We start from the raw sequence: 23019 nt of genomic DNA on the forward strand, positions 1-23019 counted from the left end.
GCTCGAAAAAATCCATCCGTACCTATGTCTGACTTAGCAACTTTTGCCTTGCTGTGCTTTACCTCGTTTTTTACAATTCTGAATCCGATTGGGGTAATGCCTGTTTTTATGACTATGACCGCAGAATTGGACAAAACTGCTAAAAATAAAACCGCTCGCAAAGCGGCGCTGACCTCTTTTATCACGATGGTTACTTTTGCTTTTACGGGCAAGCTGTTATTTCAATTTTTTGGCATTTCTGTAGATAGTTTTCGGGTTGTGGGGGGGATTATCTTCTTCTCTATGGGTTATGAGATGCTACAGGCGCGTATTTCTCGCATGAAAGTAAGCGAGGAAGATGTTAAACGGTACGTAACCGATATTTCTATTACCCCGCTGGCAATTCCGATGATCTGCGGCCCTGGTGCTATCACCAACTCGATTGTACTAATGGAAAGTGCGGTCAGTTTTGAAAAAAAAACTGTATTGATTGCCGTTATGGCACTTGTCAATGGTATTGTGTTTCTTATACTCTGGGGGTCGGCAGGCATCAGCAAAGCTCTCGGCGATACGGGTAATAAAATCCTCATGCGCCTGATGGGGCTGATTATGATGGTTATTGCTGTCGAGTTTTTCTTCAGCGGACTTCGACCCATCTTGCAAGGAATTTTTAAGATTTAGCTGATTTTTAGACCAACTTTACATAACTACCCAACAGTTTGATGTGTTCACCGTGCTTGGATAGGATGGGGGCAATGTGCTCATCTGCGTAGTGTCCGTCAAAATCAATGAGAAACCAGTAGTTGAACTTGCCTTTCTCTTTGGCAGGGCGGCTTTCAATCTTAGTCAGGTTGATACCTGCCTCGTTGAAGTCATTCAGGAAACCGGCCAGCGTACCCGGTTTTGTGTCATTGTCCAATTTGACAACGAGGCTGGTTTTAGAGCCGTTGGCTTTCTGATTATCGAAATTTTTACTGATGATCAGAAAGCGGGTGCGATTGTGAAAACTGTCTTCAATGTTCTCGAATAGTAGCGGCAATCTATGAATGGTTGCAGCTACATGGGCGCAAATAGCAGCTGTGTGCGGTTCTTCCGATGCTAATTTAGCAGCTTTCGAGGTAGATTCTACAGGAATCAGTTCTACGTCGCTGTCTCCGAAGTATTCGTCGAGAAATTTCTTACACTGGCGGAAGGCAATGTCTTTCGAGTAGATTTTCTTGATTCGCGACAGCCTGTCCTCCATAGAGGCAAAGGTAAAGTGAATATCCATCGGGATTTCAGCCACGATCCTCACATCACTGCTGATCAGCAGGTCAATGGTTTCGTGTACCGAACCTTCGCGGTTATTTTCAATTGGAATCACGCCAAAGCGCACCCTCTCTGTTTCCACGCTCTCAAAAACAGACTGAATGGTGCTTAGCGAAATGTAGTCGCTAATAGCGCCGAAACGGCTTTCTGCGGCTTGGTGGGTAAAACTGCCCTCAGGGCCTAAATAAGCTACGCGCTCAGGGAGTTCAAAATTTCGACTGGCTGCAAATATTTCTAAGAAAATTGCCTCTATTGCCCGCTGGGAAATTGGCCCGCAATTGAATTTATTGAGGCGGTCTAAGATTGCTTTTTCACGCTCCGGGCGATAAATGACTGCATTACTGCTGTGCTTCAGATGACCTACTTCGCGCACAAGTTTCATGCGTTGGTTGAGTAGGTCTAATATCTGGTTATCAATCGCATCTATATGCTCTCTGATTGCTACGAGCTTTTTTTCCATAAAAATTAAGCATTTGGACAGTGGTGGTTAGCGTACTCTGATTCTTCTACCGGGCCGTAGAACGGTAGAAGCCGAAATACCGTTGAGTTGCATTAATTGGCGAACAGTGGTGCGGTATTTTTGTGCGATACGCGAAAGCGTATCGCCATTTCTGATGATATGCGAAACAACTTGTCGCTGATTGAGCAAGTGCTGAAAGTGTCCAGGGTTGAGGTGAAAAATATTACTGATAATTTCGCCTTGTTCAAAATCATAGATGTATTTTGGGTCGAAGGCATAGCCATTGTAGCGCACTTCGTAGTGTAGGTGTGGGCCGGTACTTCTGCCTGTACTCCCGCCAAGTCCGATCAACTGCCCTGCCGAAATCGTATCTCCCACCTGAACCATGTGTTTGCTGAGGTGAGCGTAAAGTGTCTCTAATCCGTTGCTGTGGCGTAGTACAACAAAGTTGCCATAGCCGCCGCGTTCATAGCGCCTAATGCGCACCACACCATCAAAGGAGGCATAGACAGGGTCGCCGGTGTTCAAGTCCAGATCTACGCCGTGATGCCATCGCCAGCCGCGCATCCCAAAATTGGAGGTGAGTTTGATAGTAGCCAAAGGCGGCGACCAGCGCTGCTCTTTAAGCGAATCGAACAAAACCAAAGGGATAGTATCACGCAACTGCCTGATGTCGAATCGGTAAGGGTTGATAACCTCTGTGTCCCAAATAGAGTAGTAGTCGCTAATGGTGATCCATGTGGAATCTATGTTTACTTCTTCAGAAACAATGACGATGTCTTCCTCGGCTACGTCGTATAGATCGGTTGTGTCTTCGCGCAGCATCGAGCGCTTAATACCTAAGTCTATGAAATCGAGCGGCGGGCGGTTTTCGTTGAATAAGTCTCTGATGATCAGGGAGTCATTATCAAAACCTTTCGATTGCAGATAGCTCCTGAGTGCTTGACGCATTTGTTCGGTTTGCGCGGCATTGCCATCTTGTATGCCGCTCGATCCACCTGTTGCCATTATGTTGATCGTTTGGCTGCCGCTTACGCCGGCTACCAGAGAATCAAATGGGGTTTGTGTTTCCTTGCCTGCCTGTGTAGCTTTTGAATGCCTACCATTGATATTGGCCTCAGCTGAGGGCCGCCAGCGTCCGTCCTGAATGGTGAACTCTGTAAATTCGCCGGAACTGCTTTTTCTTATCGTTTTTTTCTGTGCCAGCAGCATTCCCGCAGGCATTACTAGGAAAAGCAAAACAGAAAAAGTAAGTACAAGGCTTTTTTTCATAAAGCAGGTTGGGTAGTGAATGACACACACAAGATGTTGTAGATCGGGGTAATTCGAGACAACAGATTACTTTAGTGTAATCCTTTTGCAGCCAGAAAACGCTCAGCATCTAAGGCGGCCATACAACCTGTACCGGCAGCGGTTACTGCCTGACGGTACACGTGATCCTGTGCATCGCCGGCGGCGAATACGCCTTCAATGTTTGTAAGAGTAGTTCCCGGCTTGGTTCTGATATAGCCGTTGGCATCCAGATCCAAAAAATCTTTGAAAATATCAGTATTAGGCTGATGCCCAATAGCTACAAAGAATCCTTTGATCGGAATTTTGCGCTCTTCGCCTGTTTGCAAATTGCGCACATGCACGGCTTCGACCTCGTTTTCGCCCAAAATTTCTACGGTTTCCGTGTGCCACAAAACCTCAATATTTGGTGTTTTGAATACGCGCTCCTGCATGATCTTAGAGGCGCGCATCTCGCCTCTACGCACGAGCAAATATACTTTTGTGCAAAGTTTGGACAAATAAGTAGCCTCTTCTGCCGCAGTATCCCCACCGCCGACAACGGCTACGTCTTGACCTCTGTAGAAATAACCATCGCAAACTGCGCAGGCAGAAACACCACGCCCGTTTAATCGTTGTTCGGAAGGAAGCCCCAGCCATTTGGCAGAAGCGCCCGTGGAGATGATAACGCTGTGGGCCTCTATCATGTGCGAATCATCTATGATCACTTTGTGTGGATATGAGGAAAAATCAACCTTAGTAGCAAGCCCTGAGCGTACTTGTGTGCCGAAACGCTCTGCCTGACGTTGGAAATCCATCATCATTTCCGGGCCCTGAATCCCGTCCGGATAGCCCGGGTAATTCTCCACTTCGTTAGTGATCGTCAGTTGGCCTCCCGGCTGTCCACCCTGATAAAGAATCGGGCTTAGCCCTGCGCGGGCAGCGTAAATAGCAGCAGTAAATCCGGCAGGCCCCGAACCGATAATGAGGCATTTGGTAGTTTCTCTGGTCATAGGTTTATTTTCCCAATTATGACGACTGCATTCTGTACAGCCGAAAATTTAATGCTTGCAAAAGTAGTTCTTCGTTGGAATAAAAACGAACGAAAGTAAGAATAGTGTACTAAAACAAACATCGTAAGTAGGCTGAAGAATACCTCCGCTGCAAAATTTACATAGTGATTTGCAATACTAAACAACGTTTAGTAAAATTGCGGCGTTCATAATAGCAACAGTGTTTAATTGATGGGGGTCTCGGAAAGAAAAGAGCGGGAAAAACAGGAAATGCGCGATCTGATTCTGCGCACCGCCACGCATATGTTTGTAGAAGAAGGCTACGATAAGACCTCTATCCGCAATATTGCCGAGCGGATAGAATACAGCCCCGCTACGATTTATCTGTATTTTAAAGACAAGAAAGAACTTTTTTACGCTATTCACGAGCGGGCGTTTGAGCAATTTTTTGCGCACTTATCAGCCGCAGAAGCAGTGAGCCACCCGATCCAGCGTTTGCGGCGCATGGGCGAGTTGTACATTGATTTCGCCTTTCAAAATCCTGAACTCTACGATCTGATGTTTATTATGCGTGCGCCAATGGAGGCTGTAAAAGAAAACCGCACCGCTTGGGACTATGGCCCGCGTTCGTTTGAGCTTTTGCGCAAAACAATTATTGACTGCATGAACGAAGGTCTGATGAAGGTAATGAATCTGGATGTGGCAGCTTTGAGTATTCTGTCTTTTATTCATGGTTTTACCTCGATGATGATTCGCGACCGCTTTCTGATATACCAGCCCGAAACGCTCAGACCGCTACTGGAGCAATCTTTAGATAACATGATAGACCTGATGAAAACCTGATTTGTACCATAGACAAACCTGCCTATCACCTTGTAAGCAATGACCCGACAGTTACAAATATCAGTGTTAGTTCTTGGACTGATTATGCTGCCCGCAGCTTTTGCAGCTGCGCAAGAAAGTATCCTTGAGGCATATATCAGAGAAGGATTAGAGAGAAACGACGCTATTCGCCGACAAAATTTTTTGTTAGAAAAAAGTCTCTATGCACTCAAAGAAGCGCGTGGGTTCTTCCTGCCACAGGCCAGTGTTGGCAGCACCTATACAACGGCTACGGGCGGCCGGCGGATTGAGTTTCCGGTGGGCGATCTGCTCAACCCTGTTTACAATACCCTCAACCGACTGACAAATAGCACCCAGTTTCCTCAAATTGCCAACGTAGACGAACAATTTTTTCCGCGCAATTTCTACGATGTGCGCATGAGAGCAGTTATGCCACTCATTAATGCTGAAATTACTTACAATTACCTGATCAAAAAAGAGCAGGTCAGCCTACAGCAAGCCGAAGTTAATGTGTACAAGCGGCAGTTAGTAGCTGATATTAAGACTGCTTACTACCGCTATTTGCAGGCAGGGCAGGCGGTGGCGATCTACCGCAATGCCTTGGAGCTACTGGCAGAAAATCGCCGCGTCAACGAAAGTCTGGTGCGCAATGGGGTAGCCAACGCGACGGTTCTATCGCGCATAGACAGCGAAATTGCTCGCATAAAGGCACAGACAGAGGAAGCAGCCAATAATGAGCGCAATGCAATTGCCTATTTTAACTTTCTGATCAACAGAGAGTTAGAGGCAGAAGTCCTGAGGGATACCACGCTTGTTGGCCGTGTGGCTGTTCTTAGCGCTGCCGATGTAGGAATTGCTGCACGCGAGGAACTGCAAAAACTGCAAAGCGCTGTTACAATCAATCAGTTGGCGCTCAAACTCAACCGTGCCTACTGGATGCCCAAAGTGGGCGTAGCACTCGATCTGGGTTCGCAGGGCTTCGACTTCGCCTTCAACGACCAGACGCGCTACCTGCTTTTCAACCTGACGATTGATATTCCTATCTTTTCGGGCTTTAGAAATGTCAATAAAATCAAGCAGGTGGACAAAGATCTGGCTGCCATGCAGGCAGAGCAGCGCTATGTGGAGGATCAGTTGAAATTGCAGTTGCAACTGCTCATTAATAATTACAAGACAGCAGTAGCAGTCTATAAAGCCAATGAAACACAGATGATTGCCGCCCAAAGGTTCTACGGCGACACGTTCAAACGTTACAAAGAGGGGCAGGCAAACTATTTGGAGGTGCTGGACGCACAAACGCAATTGGTAAATGCGCAAATCCAACTATCAATCGCTCAGGAAAATATTCTAATCCGCCTTGCCGAAATTGAACGGGCGCAGGCAACCTATCCCTTGTAAAATCTTTTGGCTATGAGAAAAATATGCTTTTTTTTGCTGCTTGCCTGCATAGCTGCGGCTTGTGCAGACAAGCAAGCCACCGTTAGCGAAGTACCTGCCAGAGGTGAAGTGATTCCCGTAAGGCTTGCCTCGGCTACTGTCCGCGAGGTCGCAGAGCCAGTAGCGGCAGCAGGTTTGGTCGCTTCGGAAACGGAGGCGCGGATGTCCTTCAAAACGGGCGGAATTATTCGCAAAATCTATGTAGAAGAGGGGCAAAGCGTACAGGCAGGCCAATTGCTGGCATCGCTCGATCTGACAGAAATTAATGCACAAGCCTTACAAGCTACCGAAAACTTGGCAAAGGCCGAGCGCGATTTGCAACGCATCACGCGCCTTTACAGCGATAGCGTAGCTACTTTAGAACAGTTGCAAAACGCAACTACTGCTTACAATATCGCACAACAGCAACTGGCGGTAGTGCGCTTCAACCAGAGTTATTCCGAAATCAGAGCTACGGCATCGGGTAAGATTATCCGCAAACTGATGAACGAAGGCGAGTTTGCAGGGCCGGGTACACCTGTGCTTTTCTTTCAGGCGGTAGGCAACCAAAACCAACTGATCCGCGTTGGCGTTGCAGACAAAGATTGGGTGCGCCTGCGCCTCGGCGATCCTGCGGTGGTGCGTTTCGATGCGTATCCGGGGCGCGAGTGGCGCGCAAAGGTCAGCAATCTGGCGCAAGCTGCCGACCCAATGAACAGCCTCTACCAGATCGAAATCAAACTCACCGATACCGATTTACCTGCGCTGGTTGCCGGTTTTTTTGCATCGGTAACAATTACGCCTTCACAAAGCAGTTCGCTTGTAGCTGTGCCGATTGATGCAATTATCGAGGGGCGCGGCAGCGAGGCATTTGTTTTTGTACCCGAAGACGGCAAGGCGCGGAAGATACCCGTTAAAATTGCTTTTTTGCGCAATAAAGAAGCCTACCTCAGCAGCGGTTTGCAAGGCGGCGAGCAGGTAATCACAGCAGGTTCTGCCTACCTGACCGAAAATGTCCGTATTTCTGTCATGCCCTAAACAGCGCCAGCCATGAAGATTTCAGAGTATGCAGTCAAGAACTATCAGTTTACCTTAGTTGTATTTTTAGGTATCTTTTCCTTAGGTATTTTCACGCTGTTGAACATGCCCCGTGGCGAAGATCCCGAACTGAAAAGCCCCCAGTTCCCCGTAGTGGTAGTCTATCCCGGAACCAGTCAGGCAGACATGGAGGAGCTGGTCGTCAATCCCTTAGAAAAGCGCATTAGCGAATTAGACAACCTGAAGCGCATTCAATCTACCATTTACGATGGATTAGCGCTTATCAACGTTGAGTTTTTATACAGCGAAGATCCCGATACAAAATATCAAGAAATGGTGCGCGAAGTAGAAAGCGCACGCAAAGATTTACCCGCCGATATTTTCAGCATGGAAGTTCGGCGCGTATCGCCTTCCGATGTAAATATTTATCAGTTTGCCCTGATTAGCGCCAATGCTCCCTACAGCCAAATGCAGGAGTGGGCAGAAAAATTGGAAAAGCGCTTAGAGAAAATTACAGCGCTCAAAAAAGTGAAAACATGGGGCTACCCTGAGCGCGAAGTAGAGATTGTGCTGAATCTGGAAAAAATGGCACAGCAAAATCTGCCCGTATCGCGCGTAATTGGGGCTATCCAAAGCGAAAATCTGAACATCCCCGGCGGCAGTATCAATGCCGGAACGCGCAAGTTTAACGTCAAGTCGAGCGGCGACTATGAATCGGTAGAAGAAATCAAAAATACGATTGTCGGCAGCAACGGCAGCAAGATTGTTTACCTGAAAGACATTGCTGATGTTTACTTAGGCTATGAAGACGAAAAGCACCTGACGCGTTACAACGGGCACCGCGCTGTTTTTGTAACAACCGCGCAGAAAGATGGACAGAACATCCTCAAAGTCAGAGATATGGTAGAGCCTATCATCGCCGAATTTGAGCGCGAGCTGCCCGCCAACATTGCTTTTGCCAAAGTTTTTGACCAAACCAAGAGTGTGGAAAAGCGCCTCTCTCGTTTTGGTATTGATTTTCTTATTGCGATCGGGCTGGTGCTGTTTACGCTGCTGCCTTTGGGCTACCGCGCTTCTGTAGTAGTAATGATCTCCATTCCGCTTTCGCTGTCAATCGGGCTGATCCTGCTCAACTTGTTTGGCTATACGATCAATCAGTTGAGTATCGTCGGGATGATCGTAGCGCTCGGCATTTTGGTAGATGATAGCATCGTAGTTGTAGAAAATATTGAACGCTACATGCGCGAAGGCTACAGCCGTATGCAGGCAGCCGTAATGGGTACTAAGCAAATCGGGCTGGCAGTAGTAGGTTGTACAGCAACGCTTTGTTTTGCATTTATGCCGCTGATGTTTTTGCCTGAAGCGGCCGGCGATTTTGTCAGAAGTATGCCTGCAGCGGTAATTTTCACGGTACTCGCCTCCTTAATCGTATCGCTGACCATCGTACCCTTTCTGTCGGGGAGGCTCTTGTCTGAAAAACACAGTCAGAGCGGCAATCCTTTTATGCGTGGTTTGCAGTGGATCATTTCCGGATCGTTTAGCCGCGCACTGAACTGGGCGCTGAAACACCCTGCGCTGACACTGCTGATAGCCGCATTGATTTTTGGGGGGAGTTTGCTGCTTATTCCTGTTGTAGGCTTCAGTTTGTTTCCCAAATCTGAAAAGCCCATGTTTCTGATTAACGTAGAAACGCCTGTAGGGACAAATCTGGCAGCAACCGATACGGTCGTGCAATATGTGGACAGCATACTGGCAACACATCCTCAAATCAGAAACTTTGCAACCAATGTGGGCAAAGGCAATCCGCGCATTTATTACAATGTAGTTCAGCGGGAAGATGCTGAAAATTTTGCCCAGATTTTTGTACAACTCAATACCCAAAGCACAGACGAGAAAGTGGCCCTGATTGAGGTACTGCGCCGGCAATTGGGTAGCTACCCCAACGCCCGCATTGAGGTAAAAGATTTTGAGCAAGGCCCACCGCTGGAAGCCCCACTTGCCTACCGCATCATGGGCGACAACTTAGACACGCTGCAAATGCTTGCTGCCGAAGTCGAGCGAATGCTGCTGGCTACAGACGGAACAATTTATGTCAATAATCCGATCAAAACTATGCCGACCGATTTTCGTGTGGTTGCCAATAAAGAAAAGGCAGGACTTTTGGGAGTACCTGTCAGTGAAATAGACCGCATGGTGCGTCTGGGTATCGCAGGGCTGAATATTGGGAAGTTTCGCGACGACAAAGGCGACGAAGCCAACATCAAGGTTACTCTTGCCCGAAAGGGTAGCGTACAGGATCTGAGCGTTTTTGAGCGGCTGTATGTGAATAACATACAAGGTACATCTATTCCATTGCGGCAACTCGCTGATATTCAGATGGAAACATCGCCCAATCAGATCCGCCACTTTAATAAGACTCGCTTTGTTACTATTTCATCTTACCTGAACACCGGCTATCTGACGGACAATGTAAATAACGAATTTGTTCAAAAGCTGGCTGCCTATCCTTGGCCGCAGGGCTACACCTATATGGTTGCAGGCGAGCAAGAAAACAAAGAGAAGAGTTTCGGTGGGCTGGGTACAATTATCCTGATTACTGCCTTTGGCTTTTTTGGTATTCTGGTACTGGAGTTTAAAACCTTCAAGAGTACTTTTATCGTGCTGTCGGTTATTCCATTGGGGATTATTGGCGCAATCTTGATTCTTTTGCTGACAGGCAATACGTTTTCATTTACTGCCGTTATCGGATTGATTGCACTTGTGGGAATCGAAGTCAAAAATTCCATCCTACTGGTAGATTTTACCAATCAACTCCGCGAAGAGGGTATTCCATTAGACGAAGCGATACAAAAAGCAGGTGAAATTCGTTTTGTACCCATTGTGCTGACTTCGCTAACTGCCATTGGCGGCCTGACTCCGTTGGTGCTTGAATTTAGTCCGCTGTATTCTCCTTTGGCGCTGGTACTGATTGGTGGTTTGATCAGTTCCACGCTGCTTTCGCGATTGGTTACGCCCGTGATGTACAAATTGCTACCGCCACGCGTACAGGTGCGGGAAGGGTAGGTGCAACGCCACGGGCGTTTCGTTCACATCCATCAAAATGTATTAAGTACTTACTGCACCTCTGCCCGCTGCTGAATCGCCTGCACAAGTTCAGCATACCAATTCTCGCCATAGGCGCGAATGAGCGCATCTTTCAGGAAAACGTACAAAGGAACGCCCAGTTGAGCGCCTAATGTGCAGGCATCGCTGCAAATGTGCCAGCGATGGTAGTTCAGCGCGTCATAGTCGCCAAACTTACTAACGCGAATGGGGTACAAGTGGCAGGAAATCGGCTTGCGAAAAGTGGTTTTACCGGCTAAGTACGCTTGCTCAATGCCGCATTTAAGCGCACCTTTTTCGTCGGTGATGGCATAGGCGCAAGCTCCCGAAGGTTTCAAAGGAGTAGCATGTTCTCCGTCTTGGTCTATGACGTGAGCCCCCTGCGACTCAATGGCTGCAATGCCTTCTTCGGTCAGAAAAGGTTTCACACTGTCAAAAATCTGTTCCAGAACGGGCAGTTCGTCTTCGGACAAAGGCGCGCCGGCATCGCCTTCTACGCAACATGCGCCTTTACATTTTTCTATGTGACATGTGAAGAATTTTTCGGCGATGTCGTCGCTCAATACGGTTTGTCCTACGATAAACATAAGGAGTAGCGCTTAAAAAAACCTGTCAGGTCTCCAAGACCTGACAGGTTTGGATGATTTTACAGCAAAATTACGCCACAGTTGCCACGTGTTTTTGCATCACTAATCTGAATTTTTCAAGGAACACGTCCGCGTCCTCTTTTTTCAGGTTGAGCGCCGGCAGCAGGCGCATGGTAAACTTATCGGAAGAAGAGCCTGTGAAAATGTGGTGCTTGTAGAGCAGTTCGTCGCGCACAGCGCCGCAAGGGATTTCCAGCACCACGCCGAGCATCAGCCCTCTGCCGCGCACTGTTGCCACGCCGGGCATTTGGCTGATGGCAGATTTGAGGTACTCGCCCATTTCGGCAGCGTGTGCTATCAGGTTTTCGGCTTCCATAACTTCCAAGACTGCCAGCGCAGCCGCACAAGCCAGATGATTGCCGCCGAAAGTAGTGCCCAACATGCCGTATTTGGGCTTGAATTTCGGGTGAATCAGCAAGCCCGCCACAGGGAAACCGTTACCCATGCCTTTGGCGACAGAAATCAGGTCAGGTTCTACGCCGCTGAATTGGTGTGAGAAGAACTTGCCGGAGCGTCCGTAGCCACACTGCACGCTGTCGGAAATCAGCACGGCATTGTGCGCATCGCAAAGGCGGCGGGCAGTTTGCCAAAACTCGTCGCTTGCCACATGCACACCACCGACTCCCTGCATACCTTCAATCATAACAGCGCAGGTTTCATCGTCAACAGCCGCTTCCAGCGCTGCAATATCGTTGTGTGGGATAAAAACGACGTGTTGGTTAAAGTTAATCGGCGCAACGATGGTAGGGTTGTCCGTAGCGGCTACTACGCCCGCTGTGCGCCCGTGAAACGAGCCTTTCAGCACGACAATTTTGGTTCGTCCGTTGTAAAACGAAGCCACTTTCAGGGCATTTTCGTTGGCTTCTGCGCCCGAATTGCACATAAACAGCGCGAAATCGGGATGCCCGCACATTTCGCCCAGCTTTTTGGCAAAGGCTTCCTGTACAGGATTGATGATAGAATTGGAATAAAATCCGATTTTATTTAGTTGTTCGCTAATGCGCTTGACATAGTGCGGATGCGTATGACCAATAGAAATGACGGCATGACCACCGTACAAATCTAAGTATTCAACGCCAGCCTCATCCCAGAGGCGCGAACCCAAAGCGCGGACAGGCGCAATTGGGTTGAGTTGATAAACGTCAAAAAGGTGCATGACAATCGTTCAAATTAAAAAGGTAACTCTTCATCGCCGCCGGAAACTAACTGAAAGCCGCCGAAATCTTCATCGGGTGGCGGCACATCGCGCCCGCCGCTGGTGGCAGCAGGAGCAGCGGCTTCTATGCGCCACGCTTCTAAATTAGTAAAATAAGTAGTATTGCCGTCTTTGGTATAAGGTCTGCCGCGCAAGGTAAAACTTACTTTTACCTCATCGCCAACAGACAGCCCGTCTATCAGGCTACACTTGTCTTGCGTCAATTGAAATTTGATAAATTCGCTGTATGCGCCGTTAGGCAGTTCCAAAACGAACTCACGCTTGCGAAATTTTTCGGTTACCTGTTGTGTATCATAAATAACGGTAAGTTTCCCTTTAGCTTCGTACGACATGCTGATTTATAAGTTGAGTGATTTGTATGATGATGTCATTTCGCGAATGTATGATTCTGCGATTGATTGGGCAAAAATCGCTTAAAAATAGCAACTTTTCTTAGTTTTGCCCAATTTTTGAATGATTGCATGCAACAACGACTCGCACATGACACAGATTTACCTGTAATGCAGTTTGTATCATCGTATGAAAAGATGCCATGCCTAACGGCGTTTAGGGCAGATGAATAGGTGTTAAATGGCTACAAAGCAAGCCCGTAGGGCTGTACCTTTGTAGCATGTAATTCATCTTCTCATCGCCAAATGCCGTAGGCATGACATAGCCTTTGAATAGTTTGTGCGGACATAAACTACGACAGATGGTACAAACCAATACGCTATCCCTGTCAGACCCTTAGGGTCAGACTTAGGTGGCTCTCGATCTGACCGCTATTAATGAGCCGGTATTTATTACCTTTTAGACAACTTTGGCATAGACGCAGTCGTGCGTACGTAACTCTTGCAACAAGGCAGATTTGTATGACTTAAACCCGTGTTTGACAACAATTACCCGACAATCAGATGTATAGAAAATCGGCAATACGTGTTTACCTATTGCTGTTAAGCTGGATATTTCTTGCTTTGACAGCCTTTGCCCAACAAACGCTCTACTTTACCGATCCCGCACTTGCTTTTCGCAAAGGCATGGATTTGTATGAGCGCGGTCATTATGGCAGCGCAAGGCAGCAGTTTGAAGCCTACATCGGCATGAATTTGCAGGACGAACGCCACATTGAGGCGGAATACTACGCCTGCATGTGCGCAATGAAGGAAAATAGCCCCGATTTCAACTTGATGCTGGAAAATTTTGTGCGCAAATACCCTACGCACATCATGGCGCGGAATGCGTATCGCACCATTGGCTTGTCGTATTACGACCAAGGGATTTACACCGAAGCCTATCAGCATTTGGAGCGGGTCTATCGCCCCTCGGGTAGGTCGGAAGAAGACGCTGAAGTTGCCTTCAAATTAGGTTACAGCTACTTTGCCGAACAAAAATTTCAGTTGGCACAAGCGATTTTCAACCGCCTGAAAAGTGGCGGCAGCAGCTATGCGGCGGCGGCAAGCTACTACGCGGGCTACATTGCCTTTCAAGACAAACAGTACAGCGAAGCGCTGTCCGATTTGGAACGCGCCGCTTTAGACAATCGCTATGCGGATGAGGCTAATGCGCTGATTTTCAGTATTTATTACCTGCGTCGCGACTATAACCGCGTCATTAGTTTTGCCGAACAGTTGGAGCGGCAGGGCAAAAAAATCCCTAACAACTTGCGGGCAGCTCTCGCCGACAGTTATTACTCTACCAACCGCTGCGACCGCGCGCTGCCCCTGCTGGAAGCGCTTGCTCGCCAGCGCAGCAGCGATCGCTCTATGTACTACCGCCTCGGGCACTGCCTCTCGCTGAACAAACAGCCGCAACAGGCAGCCAATGCCTTTGGCAAAGTGGCAGACGGCAACGACTCACTCGCGCAAATGGCAGCCTACCAAATGGCGCTCAACTATATTGACCTGCGGCAGCAGCAGGCAGCAGCCAATGCCTTCAAACGCGCCCGCGACCTGAATTTTGACCGCCGCCTCCGCGAACTGGGCGCGTACAATTTTGTCAAAGTCAATTTTGAAATGAAAAATTTCGGCGAAGTGATTGACGGCGCGACCTTCTACGAGCAGCAGTTTCCGCAAGGCGAATACATGGACGAAATCAATTATCTGAAAAGTGAAGCCTTCATCAGCGGCGGCAACTATGCCGGAGCGCTGCGCTACATTGAGCAAATCCGCAATCCCAACCAGCGATTGCAGGCGGCTTATCAGCGCATCGCCTTCAACTTTGCAGCTATTTTATATAATGAGGAAAAATTCCCACAGGCGGTGGCTGCGCTGCACAAGTCGCTGCGGCGACCGGTGGCGGGTGAACTTGTCCACGCGGCACACTTCTGGATGGGTGAAAGCCTCGTGCGGCAGGATAAATTAGACTCGGCGAGCATTGTCTACAACCGCGTTCCTGCCGCCGCTAAAGAATATCCGAACGCTATTTACGGGCTTGGCTACATTGCCTTTGATCGCGAAAATTATGCACAGGCAGAGGAGTTGTTCCGCCAATTTCTGAATCTGAATACGCGCCAGAACCGCGCTGATGCACAAACCCGCATTGGAGATTGCCGCTATATCGCCCGCGATTTTAACGGAGCGCTTAGTTTCTACAATCAGGCGCTGACGGGTGCAGGCGCAGATATAGACTATATCAACTACCAGATTGCCCTTTGCCATGTCGGGCTGGAACGCCGCGACGATGCTATCCGGGTTTTAGACCGCCTGATAGCGAACCGAAATTCGCGCATGGCAGCATCTGCCGCTTTTTTGAAGGCAGAATTGCAATTTGAAGCCGACCGCAAAGACCTCGCCGTGCGCAGCTATTCGCAACTCATCAATGAGCATCCAAACAGCGAATTTATCCCCGAAGCGCTTTTTAAACGCGGACTTGCGCAAAGCATTTTGGGACAAAACAACCAAGCGATAGCCGATTACAAAGCAATATTAGACCAATTCCCGACGCATCCAAAGGCGGGCGAAGCCATTCAGTCTTTGCAGGAAATGGACAGTCGCGGCATTCGCGTACCCGATTTGGAACGCTACCTGCTGGCGTTCAGCCGCAACAACCCGAACAGTCAGGCAGCCGTGCAGGTAGAGTTTAACCGTGCCCGTGCGCCTTATGACAACGGTAGCTACACGCTCGCCTTGCGTACCCTGAACGACTTCCTGACGCGCTATCCAAGTTCCGCATTTACCGATGAGGCGCGTTTTATGCTGGCTTTTTCAATGGATGAAACGGGCGATAAGCGCAATGCCATTCAGCAATACAGCCTCGTGCGCGGCAGCAATGCGCTGCGTTCAGGGCTACGCGCTGCCGAGCTGGAACTGGAACTCGGCGATGCGCAGGCGGCATTCACGCGCTACCGCAGCTTGCAACCGCAGGCAACCGATAACCGCAATCTGGCGCGGGTGATGATAGGACTGATTCGCTCCTCTTTTCAGGCAGGACAAATCAACCAAACCGAAGGATTCTGCAACGAGGTTATCAGCCGCAATCTTTCCGCTGGTGGGGCGCGTGGCGTGGCAGAGTTGCACTTAGGTAAAATCATGCTGGAACGCGCCCAATTAGAGCAGGCATTGGCGCAGTTCCGACAAGTAGCAAGCGGCTACACCGATGCAAGCGGCGCAGAGGCACAGTTCCGCGCAGGCGAAACATTGCGGCTGCAAAAGAATTACAACGCCTCTATCACCGAACTGCTGCAAGTGCGCAACCGCTTTGACCACCACCCCGAGTGGGTCAGCGAAGCCTTTTTGTTGGTTGCAGAGAACTACATAGACTTAAGCAACCGCTTTCAGGCACGCGCTACCTTGAATTCCATCATAGAAAACAGTAAAGACGAATCAGCCAAACAACGCGCCCGCAAGCGGCTGAATGAGATATGATTGTAAGCACGCGCAAGATGTAACATGCCCTTTAGGGTGTGTAGTTAATTGATATTCAGAATCTAACTAATGCGCACCCTAAAGGGTACGATACATTTAATTTGCCTGATTATTTAATTGTATGAAAAAAATTCTGATGATCTTGTGGCTGGCTATGCCGTTTTCGGTAGCCGCACAAAAGTTAGACGACGGAAAGTTTGACATAGAAAAGGAGCGTGTGTTGCGACTTTCCAAAGTCGCCCGCAGTTTTGAACGGATGCCCCGAACCGAGCTTTCGGAGGGCAATACGGTACAGCAGTACCAACTGCCGCGCTTCAACTATGCCCTGCCTTTGCTTGCGGTCAGTACCTCGCCGATGCGCCAGCAGGTCGCTGCAAGGAGGGAGGAAAATCCCTTTCGCAATCTTGCCAAAGCAGGTTTTGGCAACTACAACTCGCCCTATGCAGAGTTGTTCTTGACCTCGCCCGGCGATTCGGAATGGCTGTACAAAGTACACGGGCTGCATTTTTCTTCGCGCACTGGTCCGGTGGATGGCAGAAATTCGGGCAACAGCCTCAACAAAATTCACGGCGAACTGGCAAAATTTTTAGACAACAGCAAAATCTACGGCAGCGCAACCTATCGCCGCGACGGGCTGCATTTCTATGGTTACAGCCCTTCTTTGAGCGGGACAGTTGAGCGCAGCGACATCCGCCAAACCTTTTCGCTGACCGAAATTAGGGCGGGCTACGAAAGCACCGACCCCGATGCAGCTTTCCGCTACAAAGGCGAAGGCGGTTTTTACCTCTTTACCGACCGCTACAAAGCCAACGAAGCCGCTTTTCAGGCAATCGGCAACTTAGATGTCAAGCTCGGCGATGCTTCTTTCCTGACGACCGATGTCTCGTTAGACCTCATCAACCGCCGCGACGAAGCAGGTGCACAAACCCGTAACCTGCTCATTTTCACACCCAAATACGAAATGCGGCAGGAAGGACTCTCTGTAAGCGCAGGGGTGCGCGTAGTTGCCGACGGCGACTCACTCACCAACCAGCCGAAGGGCAGATTTTATCCCGTTATCCATGCCTCCGCCGATTTGGTGGAAGACCGCCTCACGGCTTTTGCTTCCTTTGAAGGCAACACCATCCGCCGCACCTTCCGCACGATGGCAGAAGAAAATCCGTTTTTAGCGCCCAACGTTGTGCTGGCGCATACCAACCAGTTGTGGGAGGTATCGGGCGGTTTGCGGGGCAATATTTCCGCGCAGGTTGGCTACCAAATCAAAGGCAGCTACGGCGTTTACCGCAACCTGCATTTTTTTGCCAACAGCGCTGCCGATTCCAGCCAATTCACCATCCTGTATGACAGAAGCAAAGTACCTGTGCTTCAAGTAAATGGCGAGTTGAGCTATGCAACGGGCGGCTTAAAACTCATCGGCAGAACGGGCTTCTTCGGCTACAACACGCAAGATTTGGCACGCCCCTGGCATCGTCCGCTGTTTACAGCAGGTTTCAACGCTTCCTACCTGATAGAGAACAAGTTGCGTGTAAGTTCAGACTTTCAGCATCTGGCGGGCATTCGCGCATTCAGCCCGCGCACGGGAGCACAAGTCAACCTGCGCCCTATTTTTGATATGAACCTGCAAATTGATTACTTTATCAACAATCAGTTTTCGGTGTTTCTGGGTGGCTATAACCTGTTTTCGCAGCGCTACCAACGCTTCCTGAACTACGACATGCGCCAACTCACCGTATTGGGTGGTGTCGGAATTGCTTTTTAATTGCCGTTTGGCTTAATTTGAAAATGAAATCGGGTTTTGAACAACATGGATAACCATATTCGCCAACTGTTAAGTGAAGAAAATCGTCTGACTGTGCCGCAATTAGGTACATTTGCCACCCACCACATTACTGCACAAATCCTCAAAGAGGAAGGTGTAATCCTGCCGCCGCGCAAACAGGTTACATTGGATGTTGTAGAACAGGAAGACAGCGAACATGCCTTCCAAAACTACGTGATGAAAACCGAACAGATTGGCGCTGACGAATTTGAGGCGAATTTACAAGCCTATATTCATAAAATTAACGAGCAAATCAGTCTGTATGGGATCTATGAAATACCTGGGGTTGGTTTCCTGAAACGCGATGCAGAGGGTAAGCTATTTATTGAAAATAATACCGACTATAACTTACTCAATACGAGCTACGGACTGCCGAAATTATCGGTACATCCGCTACAAGATCCCCCGATACAGAAAGGGACAGCCATCAAAGATGAGCCTGTTAAGCAAACAACAGCCCACGAGCAGCCTGTGTTGGCGGCGTCTGCAAAAGAGCGGCAAGAGGAATTGCAGGAAGAAGTAGCGGCAAAGAGTGCAGATAAGATCTGGTGGCTAGCCATGATACCGCTCATCATGCTATTTATTTTTCTGATTTATCTGATGGTAGATGAAACAGCACAGTTGCAGTTTCGAGCATGGATCAGAGGAGAAGATCAGGAAGAAATTGTAACAGTGCTGCCACAGGAAGAAAGCGTGGACACCAATTTCCCTACAGATGAAAATACAACTGCTGTAGATGAAACTGATTTCAACAGCGGATTTGATAACAGCAGCGCCCCCGATCCGACTCCCGAACCTGAACCTGTTCGACCTGTTGTTACATCGCCTTCGGGTAACTTTATGGTCGTGTTGGGTAGCCTTAGCAAAGAGTCGGCTGCCAAGAAGGTGCAAAAAGAGTTATCGAAAAAGGGAATTGAAACAGAAATTATTTACAATAGTGAACGAAACACATATCGAGTTGCTGTTACGGGCTTGAGCGAGAGCGCTGCCAAGAGCCGACGCGAGGAACTGTTAGAAGTTGTGCCGGGTGCATGGGTAGCTCGTCCTAATCAGTAATCTGAGCGCGAACACATGAAGCAGCCTGAGCAGGAAATCATTCGCCTGAAACAGCAACTGGCATCGGCAGAGCAGACCCTGCGCGACTTACAGGCGCTTACAGGCACAGCAGCAATCGAAATTGATTTTACGGCGCGTAAAATTCGCTGGACTGAAGAGGCTTACCAATTGTTTGGCTTATCCGTTGCTGTGCATACAAATCTACAAGGCAACTATTTTTTCGACACCATTCATCCCGATGATGTGTCTTTGGTAATGCAGCGCTTCAAAGAAGCAATTTCTTCATATGAGCCTTTGAGTATCGAGTACCGCATTCTTCTTCCTGATAGAGTTACCGTGCGCCGGATCGGGCTGCGTGCAAATGCGGTCGGTAAACAGCCCCTAATTTACAGGGGCATTCTGCGCGAGATAAGTCCTCCTGCGGAGGACAGCAGCCAAAAACGTTTACAGCAGTTGCTGCAAAGCACCAATGAGGCTATCATTGTCATCAACGCGCTTTTAATTGTTGAGTTTTGGAATGCCGCCGCTGAGCAGATATACGGCATTAGCGCCGAAGATGCTGTCGGTAAAAAATGGACAGAGCTAATTACTACGCACTACCGCTACGGGCTTGATTTTGAAACCATTTACGAAGATTTACTACAAAAAAAATTCTGGCAAGGCGAGGTAAAACAATCCGTTAGTAGCGGAAGGCAGCGTTCCTTGCAGTTGTCTATGCGCCTATTGCCTACACTGCAACCCGATGAGCTGCCCGATGTGCTGATTGCCGCGACTGATATTTCCGCCTATTTTGCCGCCGAAGAGCAAGCCGACAAGTGGAAAACAACCTTAGATCTGCTGTTTGACAACATTCCGGGCTGGATTTACATGCTCAACCGCGAGCTGGAAATCATCGGCTGCAACCGAAATTTTGCACAGGCGATGAATTTTGACAAGCCATCCGACCTCATAGGCACGCATTTTTCGGATTTGCCGATTGCACCTGAATGGTCAAAAAAATCGCAAAGCGAGTTTTTACAGGCGCTTGGTGGAAAAATTTTTCCTGCCATTACCGAGCCGTTAGTTACCATACATGGCGATAAATTTTGGCTGCAAAGCAACAAAGTACCTCTTCGCGACAGCAGCAGACAGATCTTAGGTATTTTGGTAACATCAGAAGACATTACTGAAAAGCGCCGGATAGAGGAACAATTGCGCGAACAAGAACGCGAACAGGAACGCATCCGTTCGCTGGCAATTATTCAGGGGCAGGAGGAGGAGCGCAAACGGTTATCTATGGACTTGCACGACGGCGTGGGACAATCTCTCACCGCGCTGCGATTGCAGGCAGACTACCTCAGAAATACAGCCGAATCAACAGAGCAGCAGCAAAACCTCCAATCGCTTATTGACGGTATTACGGCGGTGCAGCAGGAAATCCGCCGTATTTCGCACAACCTCATGCCCAGTGTACTCAACGATTTCGGGCTGGCAGAGGCTTTAGAGTTTTTGTGCCATACAACCGAGCAGAACAGCCCAATAGAGGTAGAGCGGCGTATTTTTATTAACAACAGGCGCTACGACAGCGCGATTGAAACCTGTATTTTCCGAATCGGGCAGGAGGTTTTTAACAACGCCATCAAACATAGCGAGGCAAAACACATTTATCTCGAACTGCGCGACGAGGGCAACCATCTGGAGCTCATCATAGAAGACGACGGCAAAGGCTTCGACGAGGAGACGATCAGCCGCGGACAGGGGCTTGCCAATATGTCACAACGCACCCGCCTGCTGAACGGCTCTTTGCAAATAGAATCTGTACAAGGCAGCGGTTGCCGCATAACGGCGATGATTCCTTATGACGACGAGGTTGTAAGAAATTAAACATTCCCCTGCTTTTTTGTGTTCCACCAAAAAATTTCTGATCAAAAACACACCTTTGAAATGGCTTACAATCCTGCTAACGAAGACCACTGGCTGGCACAATACCGCGCATTTGCCGAAATTTATGAGGTAGAAAAATTTGACCAATTGGTTGCGCTTTACAACGTGTACGACCTAATCTGTTTTTTGCCTGCACAGCCGACGGCAGAGCAAAAGCGCATTTTTAACAGCCTCATTGGGGTAACAGCCGAGTCGGGCTACATGGATTATCAGCGTTCAAACAATACCTTTGAACTGATTATGCAGTGGCAGGAAGAGAGTGGGTCTTTCGATAACTACACACTCCCGTTTTGCGCTGCCTACGAAGCCGAAAAACCATGATGCAATTAGACGTTGCTTATCAATTACCCCATAAGCACCTGATAGACTTTGCCCTTCATATCCCAACGAAGGGGGCGGATACGCTGCGCCTGCAACTGCCCGTTTGGCGACCCGGTCGCTATGAGTTGCAAAATTTTGTACGCAATATCCAAAGGATATACGCCGTGTCCGAAACCGGAGAGCCGCTACCGCTGCACCGCGTGGCCCGGAATACATGGGAACTTACTACTAAAGGGGCAAAAAAAGCAACACTGCATTACAATTATTTCGCCAAGCAGCTGGATGCAGGCGGCAGCTGGTTAGACGAGCAACTGCTGTATATCAACTGGATCAACTGCGTATTCTACGTGGAAGGACGCATAAGTGAGCCTTATGAGTTGCAGTTGCATCTGCCCGAAGACTACCGCATCAGTTGCGGGCTTTTGCAGACCGCTCTGCATCGGCTATATGCTGCCGATTTTTATGAATTAGTTGATGCCCCCATGCTCGCATCTGCATATTTGCAGCATCGCAGCTACCGTGTAGAGGGCTGGGATGCTGACTTTCATATTTGGTTCTACGGCGAGTGCTTACCCGACTGGCAGCAAATTATCACTGATTTTCAGAAGTTTACAAAAGCACAGCTCGAACTTTTTGGCGATTTTCCGGCAACTGATTTCCACTTTCAATTCATTATCGCGCCTTGGCAGATTTACCACGGCGTTGAGCATCGCAACTCGACCATTATTGTACTGGGGCCCGATACAGACTTTCAAGAGCAGTATTTTTATGATCATATTTTAGGCATTGCCTCGCATGAACTTTTTCACTTCTGGAACGTGATTCGTATCCGTCCGAAAGAGCTAACACCTTATGATTTTACCAAAGAAATTTATTTCCCAACTGGATTTGTTGTAGAAGGGCTAACGACGTTCTACGGAGACTATATGCTTTACCGCAGTGGGGTCTGGACTTTCGAGCGCTTTTTGGAAGAAATTAATGCAGAATTGAAAAAATATGCAGAAAATTTCGGCAGAAAAATTATGTCTTTAGCCGATGCAAGCCTCGACCTTTGGACAGGCGGCTACGCGGCAGGCATTCCTCATCGGAAAATCTCTATTTACAACGAAGGTTCGCTTGCAGCCTTGCTGTTGCACCTGTGGCTGCTCGATGCCACAGCAGGTAAAAAATCGCTCGATGATGTGATGCGCTTGCTTTGGCAAAACTATGGCAAAGAAGGCATAGGCTACACGCTCGACGACTACAAGAAAGTCGTTAGCCAAGTAGCCTCCCGACCAATGGATGAGTATTTTGACCGTTACATCGAAGGAACGGATGACCTCGCCGATGCAATTAGCACTCTGGCACATTGGATCTACTGCGAGGCTGAACGTGTACCTGCGCAGCACGCGTGGGAGAGGCGCTTCGGTTTAAGCCTACAAAAACAAACTGGACACCTGAGCGTCGCACAGGTTATTCCCGATTCGCCGGCTGATAAAGTGCTGGCAATCAAAGATAAAATACTCTCAGTCAACGATTTAGTTATTCAGGATTTGGCGGAGATGTCGCTGATTATGGAACACTTGCCAGTGATTAAACTTACTGTCAATCGCGATGAGCGCGTGCATCAGGTGATTTTGGAGGCAGATGGACAGCACTATTTCGAGCGAACGCGGCTGCGACTGTTGCGGACTTGACAAGTGTCGCCTTCTCAAAACTTTTTGTCGTGTTTACTTGACTTTTGAAAACTAATAACTTACTTTTGTCAAGTAAACATGACATTTGTAT

Annotated in this window: 17 protein-coding genes; 11 read left to right on the forward strand and 6 right to left on the reverse strand. The window is 48.6% G+C overall.

The features are described from left to right. Positions 1–24: 24 nt before the first annotated feature. Positions 25–660, forward strand: a complete 636-nt coding sequence (locus ACWIP2_RS01625) for a MarC family protein (protein WP_448518146.1) — start codon at positions 25–27, stop codon at positions 658–660. A gap of 7 nt (positions 661–667) precedes the next feature. Here ACWIP2_RS01625 and pheA read toward each other — a convergent pair whose 3' ends face one another. The 3 genes from pheA to trxB form a co-directional block, all read right to left on the reverse strand. Continuing rightward, the gene (pheA, locus tag ACWIP2_RS01630; RefSeq protein ID WP_448518147.1) at positions 668–1747 is read right to left on the reverse strand and encodes a prephenate dehydratase; all 1080 of its coding nucleotides are present in this window, start codon (positions 1745–1747) and stop codon (positions 668–670) included. A 27-nt stretch (positions 1748–1774) separates the two neighbouring features. Beyond that, complete coding sequence (locus ACWIP2_RS01635; protein ID WP_448518148.1) at positions 1775–3019, reverse strand: peptidoglycan DD-metalloendopeptidase family protein; 1245 nt, start codon at positions 3017–3019, stop codon at positions 1775–1777. 71 nt (positions 3020–3090) lie between these two features. Beyond that, positions 3091–4029, reverse strand: coding sequence for a thioredoxin-disulfide reductase (gene trxB, locus ACWIP2_RS01640; protein WP_448518149.1), 939 nt, complete (start codon positions 4027–4029; stop codon positions 3091–3093). 231 nt (positions 4030–4260) lie between these two features. Here trxB and ACWIP2_RS01645 point away from each other — a divergent pair, with 231 nt between their 5' ends. From ACWIP2_RS01645 to ACWIP2_RS01660, 4 genes are read left to right on the forward strand one after another with little or no spacing between them, the layout of a single operon-like run. Then, positions 4261–4872: a TetR/AcrR family transcriptional regulator gene (locus ACWIP2_RS01645; RefSeq protein ID WP_448518150.1), complete on the forward strand. Its 612-nt coding sequence runs from the start codon at positions 4261–4263 to the stop codon at positions 4870–4872. Between the two features lie 39 nt (positions 4873–4911). Then, positions 4912–6270 carry a TolC family protein gene (locus ACWIP2_RS01650; protein WP_448518151.1) on the forward strand — a complete coding sequence of 453 codons (1359 nt, stop codon included), beginning with the start codon at positions 4912–4914 and terminating at the stop codon, positions 6268–6270. A 12-nt stretch (positions 6271–6282) separates the two neighbouring features. Next, the gene (locus tag ACWIP2_RS01655) at positions 6283–7326 is read left to right on the forward strand and encodes an efflux RND transporter periplasmic adaptor subunit (protein WP_448518152.1); all 1044 of its coding nucleotides are present in this window, start codon (positions 6283–6285) and stop codon (positions 7324–7326) included. 12 nt (positions 7327–7338) lie between these two features. Then, positions 7339–10389, forward strand: coding sequence for an efflux RND transporter permease subunit (locus tag ACWIP2_RS01660; RefSeq protein ID WP_448518153.1), 3051 nt, complete (start codon positions 7339–7341; stop codon positions 10387–10389). 50 nt (positions 10390–10439) lie between these two features. On the opposite strand, the gene ACWIP2_RS01665 is transcribed toward ACWIP2_RS01660, so the two are convergent. The 3 genes from ACWIP2_RS01665 to ACWIP2_RS01675 all read right to left on the reverse strand — a co-directional run bounded on the left by ACWIP2_RS01665 (position 10440) and on the right by ACWIP2_RS01675 (position 12623). Further along, the gene (locus tag ACWIP2_RS01665) at positions 10440–11015 is read right to left on the reverse strand and encodes a DUF3109 family protein (RefSeq protein ID WP_448518154.1); all 576 of its coding nucleotides are present in this window, start codon (positions 11013–11015) and stop codon (positions 10440–10442) included. Positions 11016–11085: 70 nt separating this feature from the next. Then, entirely contained in the window at positions 11086–12231 is a 1146-nt protein-coding gene (locus ACWIP2_RS01670; protein ID WP_448518155.1) for an aspartate aminotransferase family protein, read from the reverse strand. A gap of 14 nt (positions 12232–12245) precedes the next feature. Then, on the reverse strand, positions 12246–12623 hold the full coding sequence (locus tag ACWIP2_RS01675) for a DUF3127 domain-containing protein (protein WP_448518156.1): 378 nt from the start codon (positions 12621–12623) through the stop codon (positions 12246–12248). Between the two features lie 561 nt (positions 12624–13184). Here ACWIP2_RS01675 and ACWIP2_RS01680 point away from each other — a divergent pair. The 6 genes from ACWIP2_RS01680 to ACWIP2_RS01705 all read left to right on the forward strand — a co-directional run bounded on the left by ACWIP2_RS01680 (position 13185) and on the right by ACWIP2_RS01705 (position 22928). Continuing rightward, positions 13185–16133, forward strand: coding sequence for a tetratricopeptide repeat protein (locus ACWIP2_RS01680; protein ID WP_448518157.1), 2949 nt, complete (start codon positions 13185–13187; stop codon positions 16131–16133). Positions 16134–16254: 121 nt separating this feature from the next. Further along, positions 16255–17892 (forward strand): hypothetical protein, encoded by a 1638-nt coding sequence (locus ACWIP2_RS01685; protein WP_448518158.1) that lies wholly within the window; start codon positions 16255–16257, stop codon positions 17890–17892. 45 nt (positions 17893–17937) lie between these two features. Beyond that, positions 17938–19008 carry an HU domain-containing protein gene (locus tag ACWIP2_RS01690; protein WP_448518159.1) on the forward strand — a complete coding sequence of 357 codons (1071 nt, stop codon included), beginning with the start codon at positions 17938–17940 and terminating at the stop codon, positions 19006–19008. A 15-nt stretch (positions 19009–19023) separates the two neighbouring features. Further along, positions 19024–20871 carry a PAS domain S-box protein gene (locus ACWIP2_RS01695; protein ID WP_448518160.1) on the forward strand — a complete coding sequence of 616 codons (1848 nt, stop codon included), beginning with the start codon at positions 19024–19026 and terminating at the stop codon, positions 20869–20871. A 60-nt stretch (positions 20872–20931) separates the two neighbouring features. After that, entirely contained in the window at positions 20932–21252 is a 321-nt protein-coding gene (locus tag ACWIP2_RS01700; protein WP_448518161.1) for a hypothetical protein, read from the forward strand. Next, on the forward strand, positions 21249–22928 hold the full coding sequence (locus ACWIP2_RS01705; protein WP_448518162.1) for a M61 family metallopeptidase: 1680 nt from the start codon (positions 21249–21251) through the stop codon (positions 22926–22928). The genes ACWIP2_RS01700 and ACWIP2_RS01705 overlap by 4 nt, the downstream gene beginning before the upstream one ends. The last annotated feature ends 91 nt before the right edge of the window (positions 22929–23019 follow it).

Source organism: Rhodoflexus sp. (genome assembly GCF_053489755.1).

Bases quoted from the DNA above. Each gene is read 5' to 3' on its own strand.
- ACWIP2_RS01655 (WP_448518152.1), top strand. From the start codon at position 6,283: ATGAGAAAAATATGCTTTTTTTTGCTGCTTGCCTGCATAGCTGCGGCT.
- ACWIP2_RS01695 (WP_448518160.1), top strand. From the start codon at position 19,024: ATGAAGCAGCCTGAGCAGGAAATCATTCGCCTGAAACAGCAACTGGCA.
- ACWIP2_RS01635 (WP_448518148.1), bottom strand. From the start codon at position 3,019: ATGAAAAAAAGCCTTGTACTTACTTTTTCTGTTTTGCTTTTCCTAGTA.
- ACWIP2_RS01645 (WP_448518150.1), top strand. From the start codon at position 4,261: ATGGGGGTCTCGGAAAGAAAAGAGCGGGAAAAACAGGAAATGCGCGAT.
- ACWIP2_RS01705 (WP_448518162.1), top strand. From the start codon at position 21,249: ATGATGCAATTAGACGTTGCTTATCAATTACCCCATAAGCACCTGATA.
- ACWIP2_RS01660 (WP_448518153.1), top strand. From the start codon at position 7,339: ATGAAGATTTCAGAGTATGCAGTCAAGAACTATCAGTTTACCTTAGTT.
- ACWIP2_RS01665 (WP_448518154.1), bottom strand. From the start codon at position 11,015: ATGTTTATCGTAGGACAAACCGTATTGAGCGACGACATCGCCGAAAAA.
- trxB (WP_448518149.1), bottom strand. From the start codon at position 4,029: ATGACCAGAGAAACTACCAAATGCCTCATTATCGGTTCGGGGCCTGCC.
- pheA (WP_448518147.1), bottom strand. From the start codon at position 1,747: ATGGAAAAAAAGCTCGTAGCAATCAGAGAGCATATAGATGCGATTGAT.
- ACWIP2_RS01675 (WP_448518156.1), bottom strand. From the start codon at position 12,623: ATGTCGTACGAAGCTAAAGGGAAACTTACCGTTATTTATGATACACAA.
- ACWIP2_RS01670 (WP_448518155.1), bottom strand. From the start codon at position 12,231: ATGCACCTTTTTGACGTTTATCAACTCAACCCAATTGCGCCTGTCCGC.
- ACWIP2_RS01690 (WP_448518159.1), top strand. From the start codon at position 17,938: ATGGATAACCATATTCGCCAACTGTTAAGTGAAGAAAATCGTCTGACT.
- ACWIP2_RS01685 (WP_448518158.1), top strand. From the start codon at position 16,255: ATGAAAAAAATTCTGATGATCTTGTGGCTGGCTATGCCGTTTTCGGTA.
- ACWIP2_RS01625 (WP_448518146.1), top strand. From the start codon at position 25: ATGTCTGACTTAGCAACTTTTGCCTTGCTGTGCTTTACCTCGTTTTTT.
- ACWIP2_RS01700 (WP_448518161.1), top strand. From the start codon at position 20,932: ATGGCTTACAATCCTGCTAACGAAGACCACTGGCTGGCACAATACCGC.
- ACWIP2_RS01650 (WP_448518151.1), top strand. From the start codon at position 4,912: ATGACCCGACAGTTACAAATATCAGTGTTAGTTCTTGGACTGATTATG.
- ACWIP2_RS01680 (WP_448518157.1), top strand. From the start codon at position 13,185: ATGTATAGAAAATCGGCAATACGTGTTTACCTATTGCTGTTAAGCTGG.